The following is a 17713-nucleotide window of genomic DNA, read 5'->3' as shown; positions in this document are numbered from 1 at the left end:
GAGAACTGACATGACTGACACCACCACCACTCCCGCCGCCGCGGCAGCAGGCGCCAACCCGGGTCTGCGCATCGGCACCGCCCCCGATTCCTGGGGCGTCTGGTTCCCGGACGACCCGAAGCAGGTGCCCTGGCAGCGCTTCCTCGACGAGGTCGTCGCCGCCGGGTACTCGTGGATCGAGCTGGGCCCGTATGGGTACCTGCCGACCGACCCGCATCAGCTCGAGGACGAACTCGGCTCGCGGGGGCTCAAGCTGTCTGCGGGCACTGTCTTCACCGGATTCCACAAGGGCGACGACCAGTGGCAGCGCGCCTGGGACCAGGCGCTCGCCGTCGCAGGCCTCGCATCGAAGCTGGGCGCCGAGCATCTCGTCGTCATCCCCGACCTGTGGCGCAGCGATGCGACCAGCGAGGTGCTCGAGGCGCGGACCCTCACCGACGAGCAGTGGAAGAAGCTCGCCGCAGGGCATGACCGCCTGGGCAAGGCTCTGCTCGAGGAATTCGGTGTCAAGCAGCAGTTCCACTCGCACGCGGACAGCCACGTGGGCACCACCCGTGAGGTCGTGCGCTTCCTCGACGAGACCGACGAGCGGTACACCAACCTGTGCCTCGACACCGGCCACTTCGCCTACTACGGCGGCGACAACGTCAAGCTCATCCAGGAGCGCCCCGAGCGCATCGGCTACCTGCATCTCAAGCAGGTCGACACCTCGCTGCTCTTCGACGTGCTGAAGAACGACGTTCCCTTCGCCGATGCCGTCACGCAGGGCATCATGATCGAGCCGCCGCACGGCGTGCCCGATCTCGGGCCGATCATCGACGCGGTCGCCGCGATCGATTCCGAGATCTTCGCGATCGTCGAGCAGGACATGTACGGCTGCGACGTCGACTACCCCTTCCCCATCGCCCAGCGCACACGCGAGCACATCTTCGGATGCACCCATCTCGCCCGCATCCACTGATCCCTTCTCTTCTGGAGCACTGAACTCATGACCTCTGACCTCCGTATCGGCGTCGTCGGCGCCGGACTCATGGGCGCCGATCACATCGCGCGCATCACCCATCGCATCTCGGGCGCCGTCGTCTCGGCGATCGTCGAGCCCGATCCCGGGCGCGCCGCGGCGGCCGCGGAGAAGGCTCCGGGAGCCGCGACCTTCAGCCGTGTCGAAGACGCGATCGCCGCAGGGGCACTCGACGCCGTGCTGATCGCGACCCCGGGTCAGTTCCACGAGCCGGTTCTGGTGCCGGCACTCGAGGCCGGTCTTCCGATCCTGTGCGAGAAGCCGCTCACGCCCGACTCCGCCACGTCGTGGGACATCATCCAGCGCGAGCAGAAGCTCGACAAGCCGCACATCCAGATCGGCTTCATGCGCCGCTTCGACCCCGAGTACGCGGCCCTGCGCGAACTGATCGCCTCGGGCGACGCCGGCGATCTGGTCATGGTGCGAGGCGTGCACCGCAACCCCTCCGTGCCCGACAGCTACACGCAGACGATGCTCATCACCGACTCGGTCGTGCATGAGTTCGACGTCATCCCGTGGTTGGCCGGATCCGCTGTGAAGTCGGTCGAGATCAAGTTCCCGCGGCGCAACACCCTCACTCCCGAGCACCTGCGCGAGCCCATCCTCGTGATCATGGAGCTCGAGAACGGTGTGCTCGTCGACGTCGAGATGAACGTGAGCGTGCAGTTCGGCTACCAGGTCGGCACCGAGGCGGTGTTCGAGAAGGGCATCGCCCGCATCGGGCAGCCGTCGGGCCTGCAGCAGTGGCGCGATGGGCAGTTCTCGATCAAGGACCACACGAGCTTCACGACGCGCTTCGCGGAGGCGTACGACCGCCAGATCCAGCGGTGGGTGAACGCCGTCAAGGACGGCCGCCTCGTCGACGGTCCTAATGCCTGGGACGGATACCTGGTCGCGCTCGCGTGCGAGGCGGGGGTCAAGGCGCTCGACGGCGGTATTGTTCCCGTCGAGGCTGCTGAGCGTCCTGCGTTCTACGCCTGAGCCGAGAGGAACCGACATGGTCCGCATCGCACTCGACCCCACGCCGTACCACCACGATCACGCGCTCCTCGACTTCCCGGACGTCGCCGCGCGTCTCGGGTACGAGTATCTGCACCTCACGCCGCACGCCGATTTCGCTCCGTTCTTCCGGCATCCGAAGGCCGACGACGCGCTCGCCGCCGCGCTCAAGAAGCGCGCGGCGGACGCCGGTGTGACGATCCCCGCGCTGCTCCCGGTGCAGCGCATCTCCTCTCCCGTCGAGACGGAGCGCGCAGCGGCGGTGCGCAACATGCGGCGCATCATCGAGCTGGCCGTCGCTCTGGACGCCCCGGTGCTGAACACCGAGTTCTCGGGTCGACCGGAGCTCCAGGAGGAGAGTGAGGACGCGTTCTACCGCTCGATGGAAGAGCTACTGCCCCTGCTCGAGCGTGAGGGGGTGCGGCTGAACATCGACCCGCATCCCGACGACTTCGTCGAGGACGGGCTCGAGGCCTGGCGGGTCATCCGCGGGCTGAACTCGTCGGCCGTAGGATTCGTGTACGTCGCCTCGCACACGTTCCACTACGGCGACCGTGCGGCGACCCTGATTCCCGAGATCGGTGAGCGACTGGGCGCGGTCTACGCGGCCGACACGTTCGACCACCATCGCTCTCATGGCCTGCGCTACATCTCGAACCCGCCCGGCAACGCGGCCCGCGTGCACCAGCACCTGCAGATCGGTGACGGCGACGTGAACTGGATCGAGCTGTTCGACACGCTGCGGACGACCGGCTATCTCGATCACCCGGATGCGCTGCTGGTCTCGAACGTCTTCGCCGAGGATGAGCGGGCGGACGAGGTCTCGCGCTTCCAGCTGCAGAGGCTGCGCGAGCTGATCGGCTGAGTCCCGCGCACGAGCCGCGCATCGCGCAGAAAAGCCCCCTCCTCGATCTCGAGGAGGGGGCTTTTCCATGGCCAGGGCGCACGGAAGAGAGGGGGTGGGGAGCCGGTCAGGCTCCCCACCCCCTCTCAGAGGCGATGCATCAACGACCCGCGAGGCGCTCCCGACGAGGGATGGTGCGGATCGCCTGGGTGCGGAAGTCGGTCTCGAGCGTCTCGAGCGAGCGGCCCTTGGTCTCGGGGACCTGCGTCAGCACGAACCACAGCGATACGGCGTTGATCGCCGCGAACAGCGCGAAGGTCCAGGTGGACCCGATGCCCTCGACGATCTGCGGGAAGACGAAGGAGATGAACGCGTTGACCGTCCACAGCACGAACACGGCGAGACCCATGGCGAGACCTCGGATCGCGAGCGGGAAGATCTCGCTCAGCAGCAGCCAGACGACGGTGCCGATGAAGCCCTGGACGAAGGCGACGAAGAGCATCATCGCCGCGAGAATCAGGTAGCTGACCCCATCCGACTCGGGCAGCAGGAAGACCAGGGAGAGCACGATCTGCGAGCCGACCACGCCGCTGAATCCGATGGCCAGCATCCTGCGTCGTCCGATGAATCCGATCAACCAGATCCCCACGATGGTCATGATGACGCTGGTGAGCCCGACGCCGATCGTCGCGATGAGGGCGGCCTGGTCGCCGAGACCCGTCTGGGTCAGGATGCTGGGCGCGTAGTAGTTGACCGTGTTGATGCCGGTGGCCTGTTGCACCGTCGCGAGACCGAAGCCGACGTACAGGAGTCGTCGCATCCAGCGGTTGTCGCGCAGCGCACGCCAGGCGTGGCGACGCTGATCGCCCTCGACGCTCGCGTTCTGCGCGATCTCGGCGAGCTCTGTCTCGACCTCGTCGGGAGTGCGGCTCTTGCTGAGCACGAGTCGTGCCTCATCGAGTCGGCCTCGGGCGCCGAACCAGCGAGGCGATTCGGGCAGGAGCAGCATGCCGACGAGCAGGATGATCGCGGGCACGGATGCGACCGCCAGCATGATGCGCCAGACGTGCGTGTCACTGATCAGCACGGCGAGCAGCGCGTTGATCGCGAAGGCGAGCAGCTGACCCGTGACGATCATCAGCTCGTTGATCGTGACCATGCGGCCGCGTTTGTCGGCCGGCGCCATCTCTGCGAGGTAGAGGGGGCATGCCACGGCGGCGGCGCCGACTCCGAACCCGAGGAAGATGCGCGCGATGACCATGATCGTGACGTTCGGGGCGATCGCGCAGGCGATGGCTCCGATGAGGAAGATCACGGCGCAGACGAGAAGGCTGCGCTTGCGCCCGAGCGCATCGGCGATGCGCCCACCCAGCAGCGCACCGAAGGCGGCGCCGGGGAAGAGGAGTGCGCTGACGACCCAGGCTTCCTCTCCCGTGGACATCGCGAGGTCATCGCGCATGTACAGCAGCGCACCGGAGATGACTCCGGTGTCGTAACCGAAGAGCAGACCGCCGAGGGTGGAGATCACCGTGAGGCGAGCGAGGAACCCCCGCCCTGCGGTGCCGCCGGTCACAACCGACGACGGTCTGGTGATGCGGGAATTCGACACGAAGACGCTCCTTTGCGTGAAATCGCCGCGCGGTGGGCTGCGGCGAGTGAGAGTGAGGAACACAACACGAGGTTCCATGTAAAGACATTCTTGCATGGACGAAAGATCGGGCGCAAGAGTTTGACGAACCGATCCGGGAAATGTGAGAATGTCAGGACAAATCCTCAGGAGGAATCATGCCACTCGTACGTATCGACCACAGCGACGCCCGTTCGAACTCCCAGGAGATCTCGGAAGCGATCCACGACGCGATCGTCGAGGTGTACGGCATTCCGGTCCGTGACCGATTCCAGGTGGTCACCTCGCGATCGGCGACCACGATCATCGCGGAGGACGCCGGCCTCGGCTTCGATCGGACCGATCCCGTGATCATCCAGATCTTCACCCAGCGCGGGCGCAGCGACCAGATGAAGCAGAACCTGTACGCCGAGATCGCAGCCCGACTCGCTGCGGTGGGTGTCGCGGGCGAGGACGTCTTCATCGGGTACGTCGAGAACGGCCCTCAGGACTGGTCGTTCGGTTTCGGCCGCGCGCAGTACCTCACCGGGGAACTCGCCGTGCCTTCTGCTGCTCCCACGGCCTGACCGCAGGACATCCGGTGTAGTGGGGCCTCACTCGACGGGTCGCCCGGTCGACTCGCGCACGACGAGATCGAGCGGCAGGACGACCTTCGACGGGACGCGATTCCGCTCGGGGTCGATGAGTGTCTCCATGGCCCGCGTGCCGATCTCGCGCAGCGGCGAGTGGAGGGTCGTCAGCGCCGGCACGGCGAGCTCGGCGCTGAAGATGTCGTCGAACCCGATCACGCTGAACGCCTCGGGCAGCGTGAGGCCGGCGCCTCGAGCCGCTCTGAGCAGTCCATGAGCGACCAGGTCGTTGTAGGCCAGGACGGCGGTCACACCGCTGGCGCGCACGCGCCGGAGCGCATCCGCACCTGCCTCTACGGTCGGGGAGTCCACGGCGATCTCCACCAGGGAGATGTCACGCGACATCGCCAGGTCGAGCGTGAGCTCCCACCGGGAGCGGTTGATCTGCAGGCCGCCCAGGCCGAGGTACGCGACCGACCGATGCCCGAGATCTCGGAGGTGGTCGACGGCTGCGGCCAGTCCCATCGCCAGGTCGGGGATCACGCTCGGCAGGGACGGTGCCGAGTGATTCGCCGCCACGATCGGCTTCACCCGAGCCAGGTCGGCGAGGGCTGCATCATCGAGGCGCGACGCGACGACGAGCAGACCGTCGACGGACGACTGCAGGGCCTCGATGGTCTCCCGTTCGATGTCGGCTGCGGCTTCGGTCTCCGACACGACGAGGGTGAAGCCGCCGGCACGGGCGACCTGCTCAGCGCCCCGGATCAGTTCGAAGTGCACCGGGTTCGTGATGTCAGGGAGCACGATCGCGAAGGTGCCCGACCGGCCGGTGGGAAGAGCTCTCGCCATCGGGTTGGCGCGGTAGCCGAGTTCTGCGGCCGCCGCGCGGATCTTCTCCTCGGTCGCCGCGTTCGTGCGACCAGGCTTGTTCAGCGCGCGCGACACGGTCGACGGATTGAGGCCCACCCGCTGCGCGATGTCGTAGATGGTCGGTCTGCGGGCCGAGCGCTCGTCGTCATCCGGCGCCCCGTCGGATGCGTGTGTCTCGTCTGGCGACATCGAGTGTCTTCCCCTCCATCGTGGCGACCGGCATCCGGTTCCTCGATCGTAGGGCAGGAGTCGCTTCGTGCAGACGTACAGCGGGTCGGATGGCAGTGGCAACCGATTGACAAAACCGATGGAAACCGATCTGATAGGGGAATGCTCCAGCCGCAACGCCGCGACCGCGACCGCCTGCTTCCTGCCGACCCGGCGACGCGTTCCGTCGCACGATCCCTGTACGAGAGCGTCTCAGCTGCGCCCATCGTCTCCCCGCACGGCCACGTGCCGGTGGAGTGGCTCGTCGACGATCGTCCTTTCACCGACCCGGCATCTTTGCTGATCACGCACGACCATTACGTCACCAGGCTGTTGCATGCCTCGGGCATCGGACTCGATGCGCTCGGCGTCGGCGGGTCGCCGGCGGACCCGCGCGAGGTGTGGCGGCTGTTCGCCGAGCGCTGGCCGCTCTTCGCAGGCACCGCGTCGGGGTACTGGCTGAGCGAGTCCCTCGAGAACGTGCTCGGTCTGCGGACGCCGCTCACGGCCGCGACTGCAGACGATGCCTATGATCACATCGCCGCGAAGCTCGTCGATCCGAGTATGCGACCGCGTGCGCTCTTCGAGAGCTTCGGCATCGAGGTGCTCGCGACGACCGACGATCCGCTCGATGATCTCGCGGGGCACGCAGCGCTCGCCGCCGAGGGCGCGGTCGGCAGAGTCGTTCCCACCTTCCGGCCTGATCGTTACCTCGACCCGGATGCTGCGGGCTTCGCCGCCAACGTGCAGCGCCTGCTCGAGACCACTGGGCAGCCGAGCACATTCGCCGGATATCTCGCCGCTCTGCAGGCGCGGAGGCGGTACTTCATCGAGCACGGAGCCGTCTCGGCCGACCACGGCGTCGAGGTGCCCGACACTCTCGATCTCGACGCCGTCGAGGGGCAGGCGCTGTTCGCCCGTGTGATGGCCGGCGATGCGGATGCGGCCGATCGTCATGCCTTCCGCGCCTGCATGCTGCTGCAGATGGCCCGGATGAGCGTCGACGACGGTCTGGTCATGACGATCCATGCGGGCGTGGTCCGCAATCACAATGCGGAGACGTTCGGCAGGTTCGGGCCCGACACGGGCCACGACATTCCCCGGCGCACCGACTTCGTCGGCGGTCTGCGGCCGCTGCTCGAGCGGTTCGGGCTCGAGCGCGATCTGCATCTCGTGCTGTTCGCCGTCGACGAGACCGTCTATTCGCGGGAGGTCGCGCCGCTCGCGGGCTTCTACCCGAGCGTCTACATCGGGGCTCCGTGGTGGTTCCTCGACGCGCCCGACGCCATGGCCCGATTCCGGTCGGCCGTGACCGAGACCGCAGGATTCTCACGGGGGTCGGGCTTCATCGACGACACCCGCGCGTTCCTCTCGATCCCCGCCCGGCACGACACCGCGCGTCGAGCGGATGCCGCCTTCCTCGCCCGCCTCGTGGTCGAGGGCCGGGTGAGCGAAGAATCGGCGGCCACGATCATCGACGACATCGTCGGTCCGCAGCCGAAGCGGGTGTTCAAGCTGTGAGCGGCACGACACTCGGAGTGCGCGAGTCGCCGGCCCCGCCCGTGCGGATCGTCCACATGGGGCTCGGCGCTTTCCACCGTTCGCATCTGGCCTGGTACACGGCCCGCGCGTCGGACGCGGCTGAATGGGGGATCGCGGCGTACACCGGACGAAGCGCGGGACTCGCAGACGACCTCACCGCCCAGGACGGCCTCTACACACTGATCGTGCGCTCGCCGGCAGGCGACGAAGCCGAACGGATCGGCAGCATCGTCCGGGCGCATCCGGGAACCGACATCCCGTCGTTCGTGAACGACATCGCCGCTCCCGAGACGGCCATCGTCAGCCTGACGATCACCGAGGCCGCCTACGCCGATGAGCAGGCGTCTCTCGATCGAACCCTGCTCGCAGACTCGGTCGGCGAGGCCCTCGCCAGCGTGCGCCCTGTCACCGCGATCGGTCGTCTGGTGCTCGGTCTCGAGGCGCGCCGCCGCGCGGACTCCGGGGCGATCGCGCTGGTCTCCTGCGACAACCTGCCTGAAAACGGGGAAGTGCTCCGACAGGCGGTCCGCGCCGTGGCAGCCGGGGTGCCAGGTCTCGTCGACTGGATCGATGCCCACGTGTCGTTCGTGTCGAGTTCCGTGGATCGGATCACGCCTCGACTCTCGGACGATGAGGTGGCTGAGCTCGCGGAGCGCTACGGAGATCGCGCACCGGTCGTCACCGAGCCGTTCTCCGACTGGGTTATCGCCGGGGAGTTCCCCGCGGGCCGACCGCAGTGGGAGGCCGCGGGAGTGCGCTTCACCGACGAGCTCGAACCGTGGGAGGCGCGAAAACTCTGGCTGCTGAACGGTGCTCACACCCTTCTCGCCTCGCTCGGTCGGCTTCACGGAAATCACACCGTCTCCGACGCCATCGCAGACGCGGACTGTCTTCGTGCTGTCGAGGCGTACTGGGATGAAGCCTGCCGACATCTTCCCCCGGAACTCGGACTGCGGGAGTACAGACTGGCGCTTCTTGACCGCTTCCGAAACCCTCGTATCCGGCACCTCCTCGCGCAGATCGGTCTCGACGCCGATACCAAGATGCGAGTGCGTATCGTGCCGGTGGCCGAGCGTGAACGCAGCGCGGGACACTCCGCCGACGCGTGTGCGAAGGTCGTCGCCGCATGGCTGGCGATCGACGGACGGGGAACTGACCGCTCGTCCGTCGAAAGCACGATAGCCGACGTCAGCCCCGTGCTCGGCGCTGACGCGGGGTTCGTCGAAGCGGTGCTCGCTAGCCGACGATCGGTTGACGATCTCACGCTTCGGTAACAAGTTGGCAATCGGTTGTCATTCGTCCAAAACCCTGCTTTACTGACACCAGACGCCGCCGTCCTCGTCCGCTTCACCCTCACTGACAAGCGGTTGCGCATCAAGTCGTTTCATCCAAAGGAGTATGAACAATGTGGAACACCCGTAAGCACACCCGCGTAGGGCGCCGCGTCGCGTTGCCCGCCGCGCTGCTGATCACGGCGCTCGTCGTCAGCGGCTGCTCGTCCAGCACCCCCGAGGCCGAGGGCGATACGACCGCCGTCGTCGAGAAGGACCTCGCGGTCGCCGCGGTGTCCGCACCCAACTCGCTCGACCCCGCCCAGATCGTCGACGGTCAGCAGATGTTCGTCTGGTCTTCGGTCCTCGACACCCTGCTGCGCAAGGACCCTGAGACAGGGGAGCTGCTTCCCGGCGCCGCGGAGAAGTGGGAGTACAACGAAGACGGCACCCAGCTGACCCTCACGCTGCGTGACGGCATGACCTTCAGCTCCGGGGACCCGGTCGATGCTGCCGCCGTCACCGCGACGCTGCTGCGTTCGAAGGCCACTCCGGGGGCTGTGCAGAGCCGCCTCGCCGCGGTCGCGGATGTCGTCGCGGAGGACGACAAGACCGTCGTCATCACCTTCTCGGCGTTCGATCCGCAGTTCCTCGACAACCTCGCCCAGGGCCCCGGTGCCATCGGCGATCCCGCGACCATGGACGAAGAGCGCACGGCCACCGACCCCATCGGCTCCGGCCCGTTCACGCTCGACGTCGAGAAGACGGTGCCCGGCAGCAGCTACGTCCTCGTCAAGCGCGACGACTACTGGGATGCCGACAACGTGCCGTTCAAGACACTCACCGTCAAGGTGCTGCAGGACCCGACGGCATCGCTCAACGCCCTGCAGGCGGGCGAGCTCAACGCGGCGACCGTGCAGTCGCAGGTCGTCTCGCAGCTCGACTCGAACAAGTTCACCATCACGGTGAACGATGCGGTGGCCGTGGGGTACCTCAACATCCTCGATCGCGCCGGCGAGAAGTTCCCGGCGCTCGGTGATGTCAAGGTGCGTCAGGCGATCAACATGGCGATCGACCGCGAGGGCGTGCTCAAGGGCATCTTCAGCGGAGTGGGCATCGCCACGACGCAGCTGGTCAGCCCGTTCGGCGAGATCTACGACGAGAAGCTGAACGACGAGTACGAGTACGACCCCGAGAAGGGCAAGGAGCTCGTCGAAGAGGCGGGCTACGCCGGCGAGACCTTCCAGATCCCGAGCACCTTCCTCAGCACCACGATCGAGCCCGTGCTCACGCAGGCGTTCGCTGACATCGGTCTGACCCTCGAGTGGGTGACCGTGCCGCCGCAGCAGGCGCAGGCAGCTGCCCGTTCCGGTGACTACGGGCTCTACTACCAGATCCTCGGGTTCAACTCCGATTCCGCTGATCTCGCGACCACGATCGGTGCCGCCGGCTTCGGCAACCCGACCGGGTACACCGATCCGACGCTCGACGGCTACTTCGACGAGATCAACAACACCGTCGACTTCGCGGATGCTCTCCCCGTCTACAAGGAGCTGAACCAGTACGTCGTGGATCAGGCGCTCGTCGCCCCGATCGCCTACATCGGCGCGACCTGGGCGACCGCTGACGGGATCACCTACGTCGGCAAGGCGAACACCCTCGCAACCATCCGACAGTTCGACGTCACCGAGTGAGTGACGGGTGGGGGTGCGGTCCGCCGCATCCCCACCGCACACCAGGAGTCTCTTGATGCTCAGCTATATCCTCCGCCGACTCGGCGCCGGCGTCGTGCTCGCGATACTGGTCACCCTCATCACCTTCGTCCTCCTCAGCACCTCGTTCCGCGACGTGGCTCAGGCGATCCTCGGTACGTCGGCGACGCCCGAGGTGGTCGACGATCTGATCGCTGCCAAGGGGTGGGATCGACCCGTCCTCGTGCAGTACTTCGACTGGCTGATCCACGCGGTGCAGGGCGACTTCGGTGTCTCGGTGTACACCTCACTGCCGGTCGGTCCGTCGGTGCTGCAGCGGCTCGCGGTCACGCTCTCGATCATCGTCCCGGCGCTGATCCTGACGGTCATCCTCTCTGTCTTCCTCGGAGTCTGGGCGGCATCGCGCGGCGGGATCGTCGACCGCATCGCCCAGGGGATCTCCCTGATCGGCTACATCGTTCCCGGCCTCCTGCTGGCGATCGTCCTCGTGGTCGTGTTCGCGGTGCAGCTCAAGTGGCTTCCGGCAACGGGATTCACTCCGTTCGCGGAAGATCCCGCTGCATGGGTGCGCAGCATCACGATCCCGGTGATCGTGCTCACCATCGGCGGTGTGGCCAACATGGCGGCTCAGGTCCGTGGCCGCATGATCGACGAGCTCCGTCGCGACTACATCCGAACCCTGCGCACGCGGGGATCATCCACCACGTCGATCGTCATCAAGCACGCTCTGCGCAATGCCGCGAGCCCCGCGCTCACGGTGATGTCGCTGGAGTTCATCCAGATGTTCGGCGGTGCGCTCATCATCGAGAACGTCTTCGCTCTGCCGGGCTACGGCAGCTTCGCGTTCAACGCCTCTCTTCAGGGCGACATCCCCGTGATCATGGGCATCACCGCCTTCGGTGTGCTGCTCGTCACCGTCGTCAACCTCCTCACTGACCTGGCCAACGGCTGGTTGAACCCGAAAGCGAGAGTCCATTGAGCGACGAACGCCCACCCCAGACCAACACCGGCACAGTGACGCCGCCCAGCACCGAGCTGCTCGTCACCCTCGAGAACGCCGCGAAGACCCGCACGTCGACCTGGCGCCGCATCCTGCGCGACCCGCAGGCGGTCGTGACACTCGGGCTTCTCGCGGTGATCTTCCTGCTCGGGCTGCTCACACCATGGCTCGCGCCGCACGGCCCGAACGACGCCGAGCTCTCGATGATCAACGCGCCGGTCGGAACGCCGGGGTACCTGCTCGGTGCCGACGAAGCCGGGCGAGACATCCTCTCGCGGCTGCTCCACTCGATCAACACGGCAGCGATCTCGGCTCTGATCGGAGCCGGTGTCGCTCTGCTCGTCGGAGTCGTCGCCGGCCTCATCGGCGGCTACTTCGGAACCGTGACGCGAGCGACCACCGAGTGGCTGTTCAACCTCATCATGACCTTCCCCGGCATCCTGCTACTGATCATCCTGATGCCGGTCACCGGGGGCGACTACCGCTTCACGATGCTGATCTTCGGCGTGCTGCTGTCGCCGGGCATCTACCGCATCGTCCGCAACCTCGTGCTCGGCGTGAAGAACGAGCTCTACGTCGATGCCGCCCGGGTGTCGGGACTCGGCAACCTGCGCATCCTCGGTCGCCATGTGCTCTTCGTCGTGAGAGGGCCGATCATCATCGCCGCGGCCTTCATGGCAGGCTCCGCGATCGCGGTGCAGTCGGGTCTGGCGTTCCTCGGCGTCGGTTCGCTGCAGATCCCGAGCTTCGGCTCGATGATCTCCTCGGGCTTCCGTAACCTCTACATCGCTCCGACGCAGTTCCTCTGGCCGAGCCTGCTGCTCGGCGTCATCACGGCGTCGCTCGTGCTGCTCGGCAACGCTCTGCGCGACATCCTCGAGGGCTCCATGCCGAAGCCTGCCAAGGTGGGTCGCGGCCAGCGTGTGCTCGACAGCGCCGGAGAGGCGACGGCCGCACGGACGGGGCTGCTCGAGATCAACGACCTCGCCATCGCCTATCCGAGACCGAGCGGCGGCCTGAACGAGGTCGTGCGCGGCGTCGACCTGTCGATCGCCCGTGGGCAGATCGTCGGGCTGGTCGGCGAATCCGGATCGGGAAAGTCGCAGACCGCGTTCGCCTCGCTGGGGGTGCTGCCCAACGAGGCGGTGATCACCCGCGGGTCGATCCGCTTCGACGGGCGCGAGCTCGTCGGACTCACGGACGCCCAGATGCGTCCGCTGCGGGGCAAGGAGATCGCCTACATCCCGCAGGAACCCATGTCGAACCTCGATCCGTCCTACAAGGTCGGCGCACAGCTCGTCGAGGGCGTGCGGTCGGCGCTCGGCGTGACACGCGCAGAGGCATCCGCTCGCGTGCTCGCACTGCTGGAGAGGGTGGGCATCGCCGACCCGCAGCGCACCTTCGACTCGTACCCCCATCAGATCTCGGGTGGCATGGCGCAGCGTGTGCTGATCGCGGGCGCGGTCGCGAGTCGGCCGAAGCTGTTGATCGCCGACGAGCCGACGACCGCACTCGATGTCACGGTGCAGGCCGAGATCCTCGACCTGCTGCGAGATCTGCAGTCCGAGCTCGACATGGCGATCCTCCTGGTGACGCACAACTTCGGCGTCGTCGCCGACCTCTGCGATCGCATCGCGGTCATGCAGAACGGCGTGATCGTCGAGTCCGGCACGGCTGCGGACGTGTTCTCGCACCCGACGCACGAGTACACGAAGATGCTGCTCGGTGCGATCCTCGACGAGAGCACGGTCCGCACGGATCCGCCCGTCGCCGCCCCCGATGAAAGGACCGAGCGATGAGCCTCCTCGAGATCGATGAGCTTCGTGTCGCCTTCCCCGGACGGGGATGGCGGGCCAAACCGGTGGAGGTGCTGCACGGCGTCTCGCTCGACGTCGCGCCGGGGGAGACCCTGGGCCTGGTCGGCGAATCCGGATCGGGTAAGACCACGATCGGACGCGCGGTGCTCGGCCTGGTGAAGCCGTCCGGCGGGGACATCCGGTTCGACGGGACGTCGATCGCCGGGATCTCACCTCGCGATCGACGTCGCCTGTCTCGCGACATCCAGGTGGTGTTCCAAGACCCGTACACGTCGCTCAACCCCTCGATGACGATCGGAGACATCCTCGCCGAGCCGCTGGTGATCCAGGGCGCGACGACGAAGGATGCCCGTTCGCGGGTCAAGACCCTGCTCGACCAGGTGGGGTTGCCCTCGGATGCGGTCGAGCGACTGCCCCGGGAGTTCTCGGGCGGTCAGCGTCAACGCGTGGCCATCGCTCGTGCGCTCGCTCCCCAGCCGCGCCTGATCGTGTGCGACGAGCCGGTGTCCGCTCTCGACCTCTCGACACAAGCGCGCGTGCTCGATCTGTTCGTCGAGATCCAGCGGGCGACCGGGGTCGCCTATCTCTTCGTGTCGCACGATCTCTCCGTCGTCCGCCACATCAGTCACCGGGTGGCAGTGCTGTACCGCGGCGACTTGGTCGAGACGGGACCTGCCGAGCATGTGACCTCGACCCCCGACCATCCCTACACGCAGAAGCTGCTGCTCGCGGCGCCGGTCGCCGACCCCGCCCGTCAGCGCGAGCGGCGACTCGAGCGCCGCCGCATCATGGAGGCATCATGACCCAGAATCCGATCATCCCCGGCTACCACCCGGATCCTTCGATCTGCCGCGTCGGCGACGACTACTACCTCGCGAACTCGAGCTTCGAGTACTCGCCGGGCGTCCCGCTGTTCCACTCCCGTGACCTGGTCTCGTGGACGCAGATCGGCAACATCCTCGACCGACCGGAGCACCTCGACGTGCGCACCGGACTCGCGGGTGCCAGCGGCGGGATCTACGCTCCGACGCTGAGGCACCACGACGGCCGATTCTGGATGATCACGACGAACATCCACGAGGTCGGCCGCGGTCACATCCTGACTCATGCCGACGACCCCTCCGGCCCGTGGAGCGATCCCGTCTACGTCGCAGGTCTCATCGGCATCGACCCGGACATCGCGTGGGACGACGACGGCACCTGCTTCGTGACGTGGAGCGACGTGATGCGCGGCGGCATCTCGCAGGCCGTCATCGATCCGTTCACCGGCGAGGTGCTGTCGGAGCCGCGGTCGCTGTGGGCGGGAACCGGCGGCGCGCACGCCGAAGGGCCTCACCTGATCCGCCGCGGGGAGTGGTGGTACCTGCTCGTCGCCGAGGGCGGTACGGGGCCCGGCCATATGGTGACGATCGCGCGATCCTCGAGCATCAGCGGACCCTTCGAGCCGGCACCGACGAACCCCATCCTCACTCACCGCAGCACGAGCGCGGCCGTGCAGTCGACGGGGCACTCCGATCTGGTCGAGTTCGCCGACGGATCCTGGGCGCTCGTGTTCCTCGCGACACGGCCGCGGGGAACATTCCCTCGCTGGCACACCAACGGGCGGGAGACGTTCCTCGCGGGGGTGGACTGGGTCGATGATTGGCCGGTGATCGACGAGGAGCGCTACGACGTCCCGCTCGCGAAGACCTCGTTCGTCGAGGACTTCAGAGGCGCGGAACTGCATCCGCGGTGGATCGCGCCGGGAACCTCGCCGTCATCGTTCGCCCGCACGAGCACCGACGGACTGCTCCTCGAGCGGGGGAGGGACGCGCTCGCCGAGAGTGCCGAAAGGCTGCTCGCGGTGCGTGCCGAAGACGAACTCTGGTCGGCCCGCCTGCACGCCACGGGCGACGTCGCGCTCTCGGTGCGCATGGACGACGCGCACCAGCTGATGATCGAACGCCTCGGCGCAGAGGTGCGCGCACGCATCGTCATCGGGCCGCTGAGCGACGTGGTCGCGCGGGCAGAGGCTCCGGCGGATGCGGTGCTCGAGATCCGGGCCACGGAGTTCGAGGCCGAGCGCGGCGCGCGTCGCGGTCCCGACCTGCTGCGCGCCGGTCTCTCTTCGGCGGAGGGCTTCGTCGAGCTCGCCACCCTCGACGGTCGGTATCTGTCGACCGAGGTCGCCGGTGGTTTCACCGGACGGGTCATCGGTGTCGAGGCTCTCGGAGAACAGGTCGTCGTCAGCAGGTTCGAGTACGAGTCGGGTGCTGCTGCGGAGTGATCAGTCCTGCGAGTCGGACGCCAACTCCGGCACGAAGGTCGACATCAGCGACGTGACGCACGCATCGACGTCGATCGCCGAACGATCGAAGAGCCACTGCGTGTGCAGCCCGTCCATCGCGCCGATGGTGATCGCTGCGAGGTGTGCCGGGGGCATGTCCGTCGACAGGCGCCCGTCATCGCCGAGTCGGGTGAACAGGCGGGTCATGAACGAGCGGATGTTGCGGTAGCGCGTCTCGAAGTAGTCGTGGGCTGGATGAGCGGGCGCCGTGGCCTCACCGGTGAGCACGGCGCTCAGCTCGACCAGACCGACCCGCTGATCCCGTTCGATCAACGTCGTGGCCATGCCGCGGAGCACATCGAGCGGATCGGCTCCGGTGCTCAAGACCTCGTTGCGGGCGAGGTAGTCGGCGCTGCGCTCGTCCTGCAGCGTGAGAACGGCCATGAGCAGGTCCTCCTTGCGGGGGAAGTGATGCAGGAGCCCGGTGTGGCTGATGCCCGCCCGCCGGGCGATCTCGGCCATCGAGGCCCCGTGAAACCCGGACTCGCCGAAGATCGTGAGGCAGGCATCCAGGATGCCGCGGCGGACGGCTGCGGTCTTGGCGTACTGGGCCATCGATACCTCCGACGATCAAAATAGTGAGAGCTTTCTAATTTTATGTTACCGTGAGGTGGCAATCGGTTGTCACGGTTGCTCTGATCGAGAGGATTCCTCCATGACGAACTTCCCCACCGGCTTCCTCTGGGGCGCCGCCACCGCCGGACACCAGATCGAAGGCAACAACGTCAACAGCGACTGGTGGGAGCGCGAGCTGACCATGCCGGGCATGGAGCCCTCCGGTGATGCCGTCGACAGCTACCACCGCTACCGCGAGGACATCGACCTGCTCGCCGATGCCGGCCTCGACACCTACCGGTTCAGCCTCGAGTGGTCGCGCATCGAGCCGGTCGAAGGCCAGTTCTCTCGCGCAGAGCTCGCGCACTACCGCCGCGTGATCGACTACTGCTTGTCGCGCGGTGTCACGCCCTTCGTCACGCTGCAGCACTTCACGACGCCGCGGTGGTTCGCGAACGACGGCGGGTGGACGTCGCCGAAGGCCAAGGATCGGTTCCTCAGCTTCGTGACCCAGGCCACGACGATCCTCGACGGCGTCGAGTGGGTCGCGACCATGAACGAGCCGAACATGCAGGCGGCCATCATGACGGCGATGCGCCGCATGGCCGCTCAGGGCGGACAGTGGCAGAGCCCCACCGTCGAGGCGGATGCGGCCGGGAGCGACGCACCTGCGGAGAAGGACGAGAAGAAGCAGCACGGCTCGTTCCTGCAGGACGCCGACCCCGAGATCGGCCGCGCGTTCGTCGAGATCCACCACGCCGCCCGCGAGATCGTGCGCGCCCGCACGAACGCGAAGGTCGGCTGGACCATCGCGGCAGGCGCGCTCACGGCGGCACCCGGCGGCGAGGAGAAGCTGAAGCAGATCCGCTACGGCAAGGAAGACGTCTACTGGGAGGGCTCCCGAGGCGACGACTTCGTCGGCGTGCAGGCGTACTCGTCGCAGGAGGTCGATGCGAACGGTCTCGTGCCGCACCCGCCGCACCCCGACAACACACTCGTCGGCACCGCGTTCCGCCCCGACTCTCTCGCCATGGCCGTGCGTCACGCGTGGGAGGTCTCCGAGGGCGTCACCGTGATCGTGACCGAGAACGGCATCGCCACCGCCGATGACACCCAGCGGATCCGGTACACGGATGAGGCGCTGCGCGGACTCGCCGACGCGATCGACGAGGGCATCGACGTGCGCGGCTACCTGCACTGGACGCTGCTCGACAACTTCGAATGGGGACACTGGGCTCCGACCTTCGGCCTGATCGCCGTGGATCGGGAGACGTTCGTGCGCACCCCCAAGCCGAGCCTCGGTTGGCTGGGCGAGGTCGCGAAGCGCAACGGTCTGGCCTGACCGAAGCCGCG

At 67.2% G+C, this 17713-nt stretch carries 15 protein-coding genes; 12 read left to right on the top strand and 3 right to left on the bottom strand.

Annotated elements, in window-relative coordinates; genetic code table 11:
* Positions 1-10: 10 nt before the first annotated feature.
* The 3 genes from OD997_RS09540 to OD997_RS09530 are packed head-to-tail and all read left to right on the top strand — an operon-like array spanning position 11 to position 2885.
* Positions 11-961 carry a sugar phosphate isomerase/epimerase family protein gene (locus tag OD997_RS09540; protein WP_056514729.1) on the top strand — a complete coding sequence of 317 codons (951 nt, stop codon included), beginning with the start codon at positions 11-13 and terminating at the stop codon, positions 959-961.
* Between the two features lie 27 nt (positions 962-988).
* Entirely contained in the window at positions 989-2002 is a 1014-nt protein-coding gene (locus OD997_RS09535) for a Gfo/Idh/MocA family oxidoreductase (protein WP_434331358.1), read from the top strand.
* 16 nt (positions 2003-2018) lie between these two features.
* On the top strand, positions 2019-2885 hold the full coding sequence (locus tag OD997_RS09530) for a sugar phosphate isomerase/epimerase family protein (protein ID WP_434331357.1): 867 nt from the start codon (positions 2019-2021) through the stop codon (positions 2883-2885).
* 139 nt (positions 2886-3024) lie between these two features.
* On the opposite strand, the gene OD997_RS09525 is transcribed toward OD997_RS09530, so the two are convergent.
* Entirely contained in the window at positions 3025-4473 is a 1449-nt protein-coding gene (locus OD997_RS09525) for a sugar porter family MFS transporter (protein WP_235560790.1), read from the bottom strand.
* Positions 4474-4649: 176 nt separating this feature from the next.
* On the opposite strand from OD997_RS09525, the gene OD997_RS09520 reads away from it, so the two are divergent.
* Positions 4650-5057 carry a tautomerase family protein gene (locus OD997_RS09520; RefSeq protein WP_434331356.1) on the top strand — a complete coding sequence of 136 codons (408 nt, stop codon included), beginning with the start codon at positions 4650-4652 and terminating at the stop codon, positions 5055-5057.
* Between the two features lie 27 nt (positions 5058-5084).
* On the opposite strand, the gene OD997_RS09515 is transcribed toward OD997_RS09520, so the two are convergent.
* Positions 5085-6119, bottom strand: coding sequence for a LacI family DNA-binding transcriptional regulator (locus tag OD997_RS09515; protein ID WP_434331355.1), 1035 nt, complete (start codon positions 6117-6119; stop codon positions 5085-5087).
* Positions 6120-6260: 141 nt separating this feature from the next.
* On the opposite strand from OD997_RS09515, the gene uxaC reads away from it, so the two are divergent.
* The 7 genes from uxaC (at position 6261) to OD997_RS09480 (ending at position 15745) form a co-directional block, all read left to right on the top strand.
* On the top strand, positions 6261-7658 hold the full coding sequence (uxaC, locus tag OD997_RS09510; protein WP_434331354.1) for a glucuronate isomerase: 1398 nt from the start codon (positions 6261-6263) through the stop codon (positions 7656-7658).
* A complete protein-coding gene (locus OD997_RS09505) occupies positions 7655-8953 on the top strand; it encodes a mannitol dehydrogenase family protein (RefSeq protein ID WP_434331353.1) in 1299 nt (432 codons plus the stop codon). The genes uxaC and OD997_RS09505 overlap by 4 nt, the downstream gene beginning before the upstream one ends.
* Before the next feature lie 131 nt (positions 8954-9084).
* The gene (locus OD997_RS09500; protein ID WP_434331352.1) at positions 9085-10644 is read left to right on the top strand and encodes an ABC transporter substrate-binding protein; all 1560 of its coding nucleotides are present in this window, start codon (positions 9085-9087) and stop codon (positions 10642-10644) included.
* A gap of 55 nt (positions 10645-10699) precedes the next feature.
* Positions 10700-11641 (top strand): ABC transporter permease, encoded by a 942-nt coding sequence (locus tag OD997_RS09495; protein WP_434331351.1) that lies wholly within the window; start codon positions 10700-10702, stop codon positions 11639-11641.
* On the top strand, positions 11638-13461 hold the full coding sequence (locus OD997_RS09490; RefSeq protein ID WP_235560789.1) for a dipeptide/oligopeptide/nickel ABC transporter permease/ATP-binding protein: 1824 nt from the start codon (positions 11638-11640) through the stop codon (positions 13459-13461). Before OD997_RS09495 ends, OD997_RS09490 begins: the two co-directional genes overlap by 4 nt.
* The gene (locus OD997_RS09485; RefSeq protein ID WP_434331350.1) at positions 13458-14282 is read left to right on the top strand and encodes an ATP-binding cassette domain-containing protein; all 825 of its coding nucleotides are present in this window, start codon (positions 13458-13460) and stop codon (positions 14280-14282) included. Before OD997_RS09490 ends, OD997_RS09485 begins: the two co-directional genes overlap by 4 nt.
* On the top strand, positions 14279-15745 hold the full coding sequence (locus OD997_RS09480) for a family 43 glycosylhydrolase (RefSeq protein WP_434331349.1): 1467 nt from the start codon (positions 14279-14281) through the stop codon (positions 15743-15745). The genes OD997_RS09485 and OD997_RS09480 overlap by 4 nt, the downstream gene beginning before the upstream one ends.
* On the opposite strand, the gene OD997_RS09475 is transcribed toward OD997_RS09480, so the two are convergent.
* Positions 15746-16360 carry a TetR/AcrR family transcriptional regulator gene (locus OD997_RS09475; RefSeq protein WP_434331348.1) on the bottom strand — a complete coding sequence of 205 codons (615 nt, stop codon included), beginning with the start codon at positions 16358-16360 and terminating at the stop codon, positions 15746-15748.
* A gap of 100 nt (positions 16361-16460) precedes the next feature.
* Between OD997_RS09475 and OD997_RS09470 the strand changes: the two genes are divergently transcribed.
* Positions 16461-17702 carry a glycoside hydrolase family 1 protein gene (locus OD997_RS09470; protein WP_434331347.1) on the top strand — a complete coding sequence of 414 codons (1242 nt, stop codon included), beginning with the start codon at positions 16461-16463 and terminating at the stop codon, positions 17700-17702.
* Positions 17703-17713 lie beyond the last annotated feature (11 nt).

The organism is Microbacterium sp. CGR1 (assembly GCF_051062835.1).
Classification (GTDB): domain Bacteria; phylum Actinomycetota; class Actinomycetes; order Actinomycetales; family Microbacteriaceae; genus Microbacterium.
Note: the sequence above shows the minus strand (reverse complement) of the source record. Positions and strands in the feature narration are given on the sequence as shown.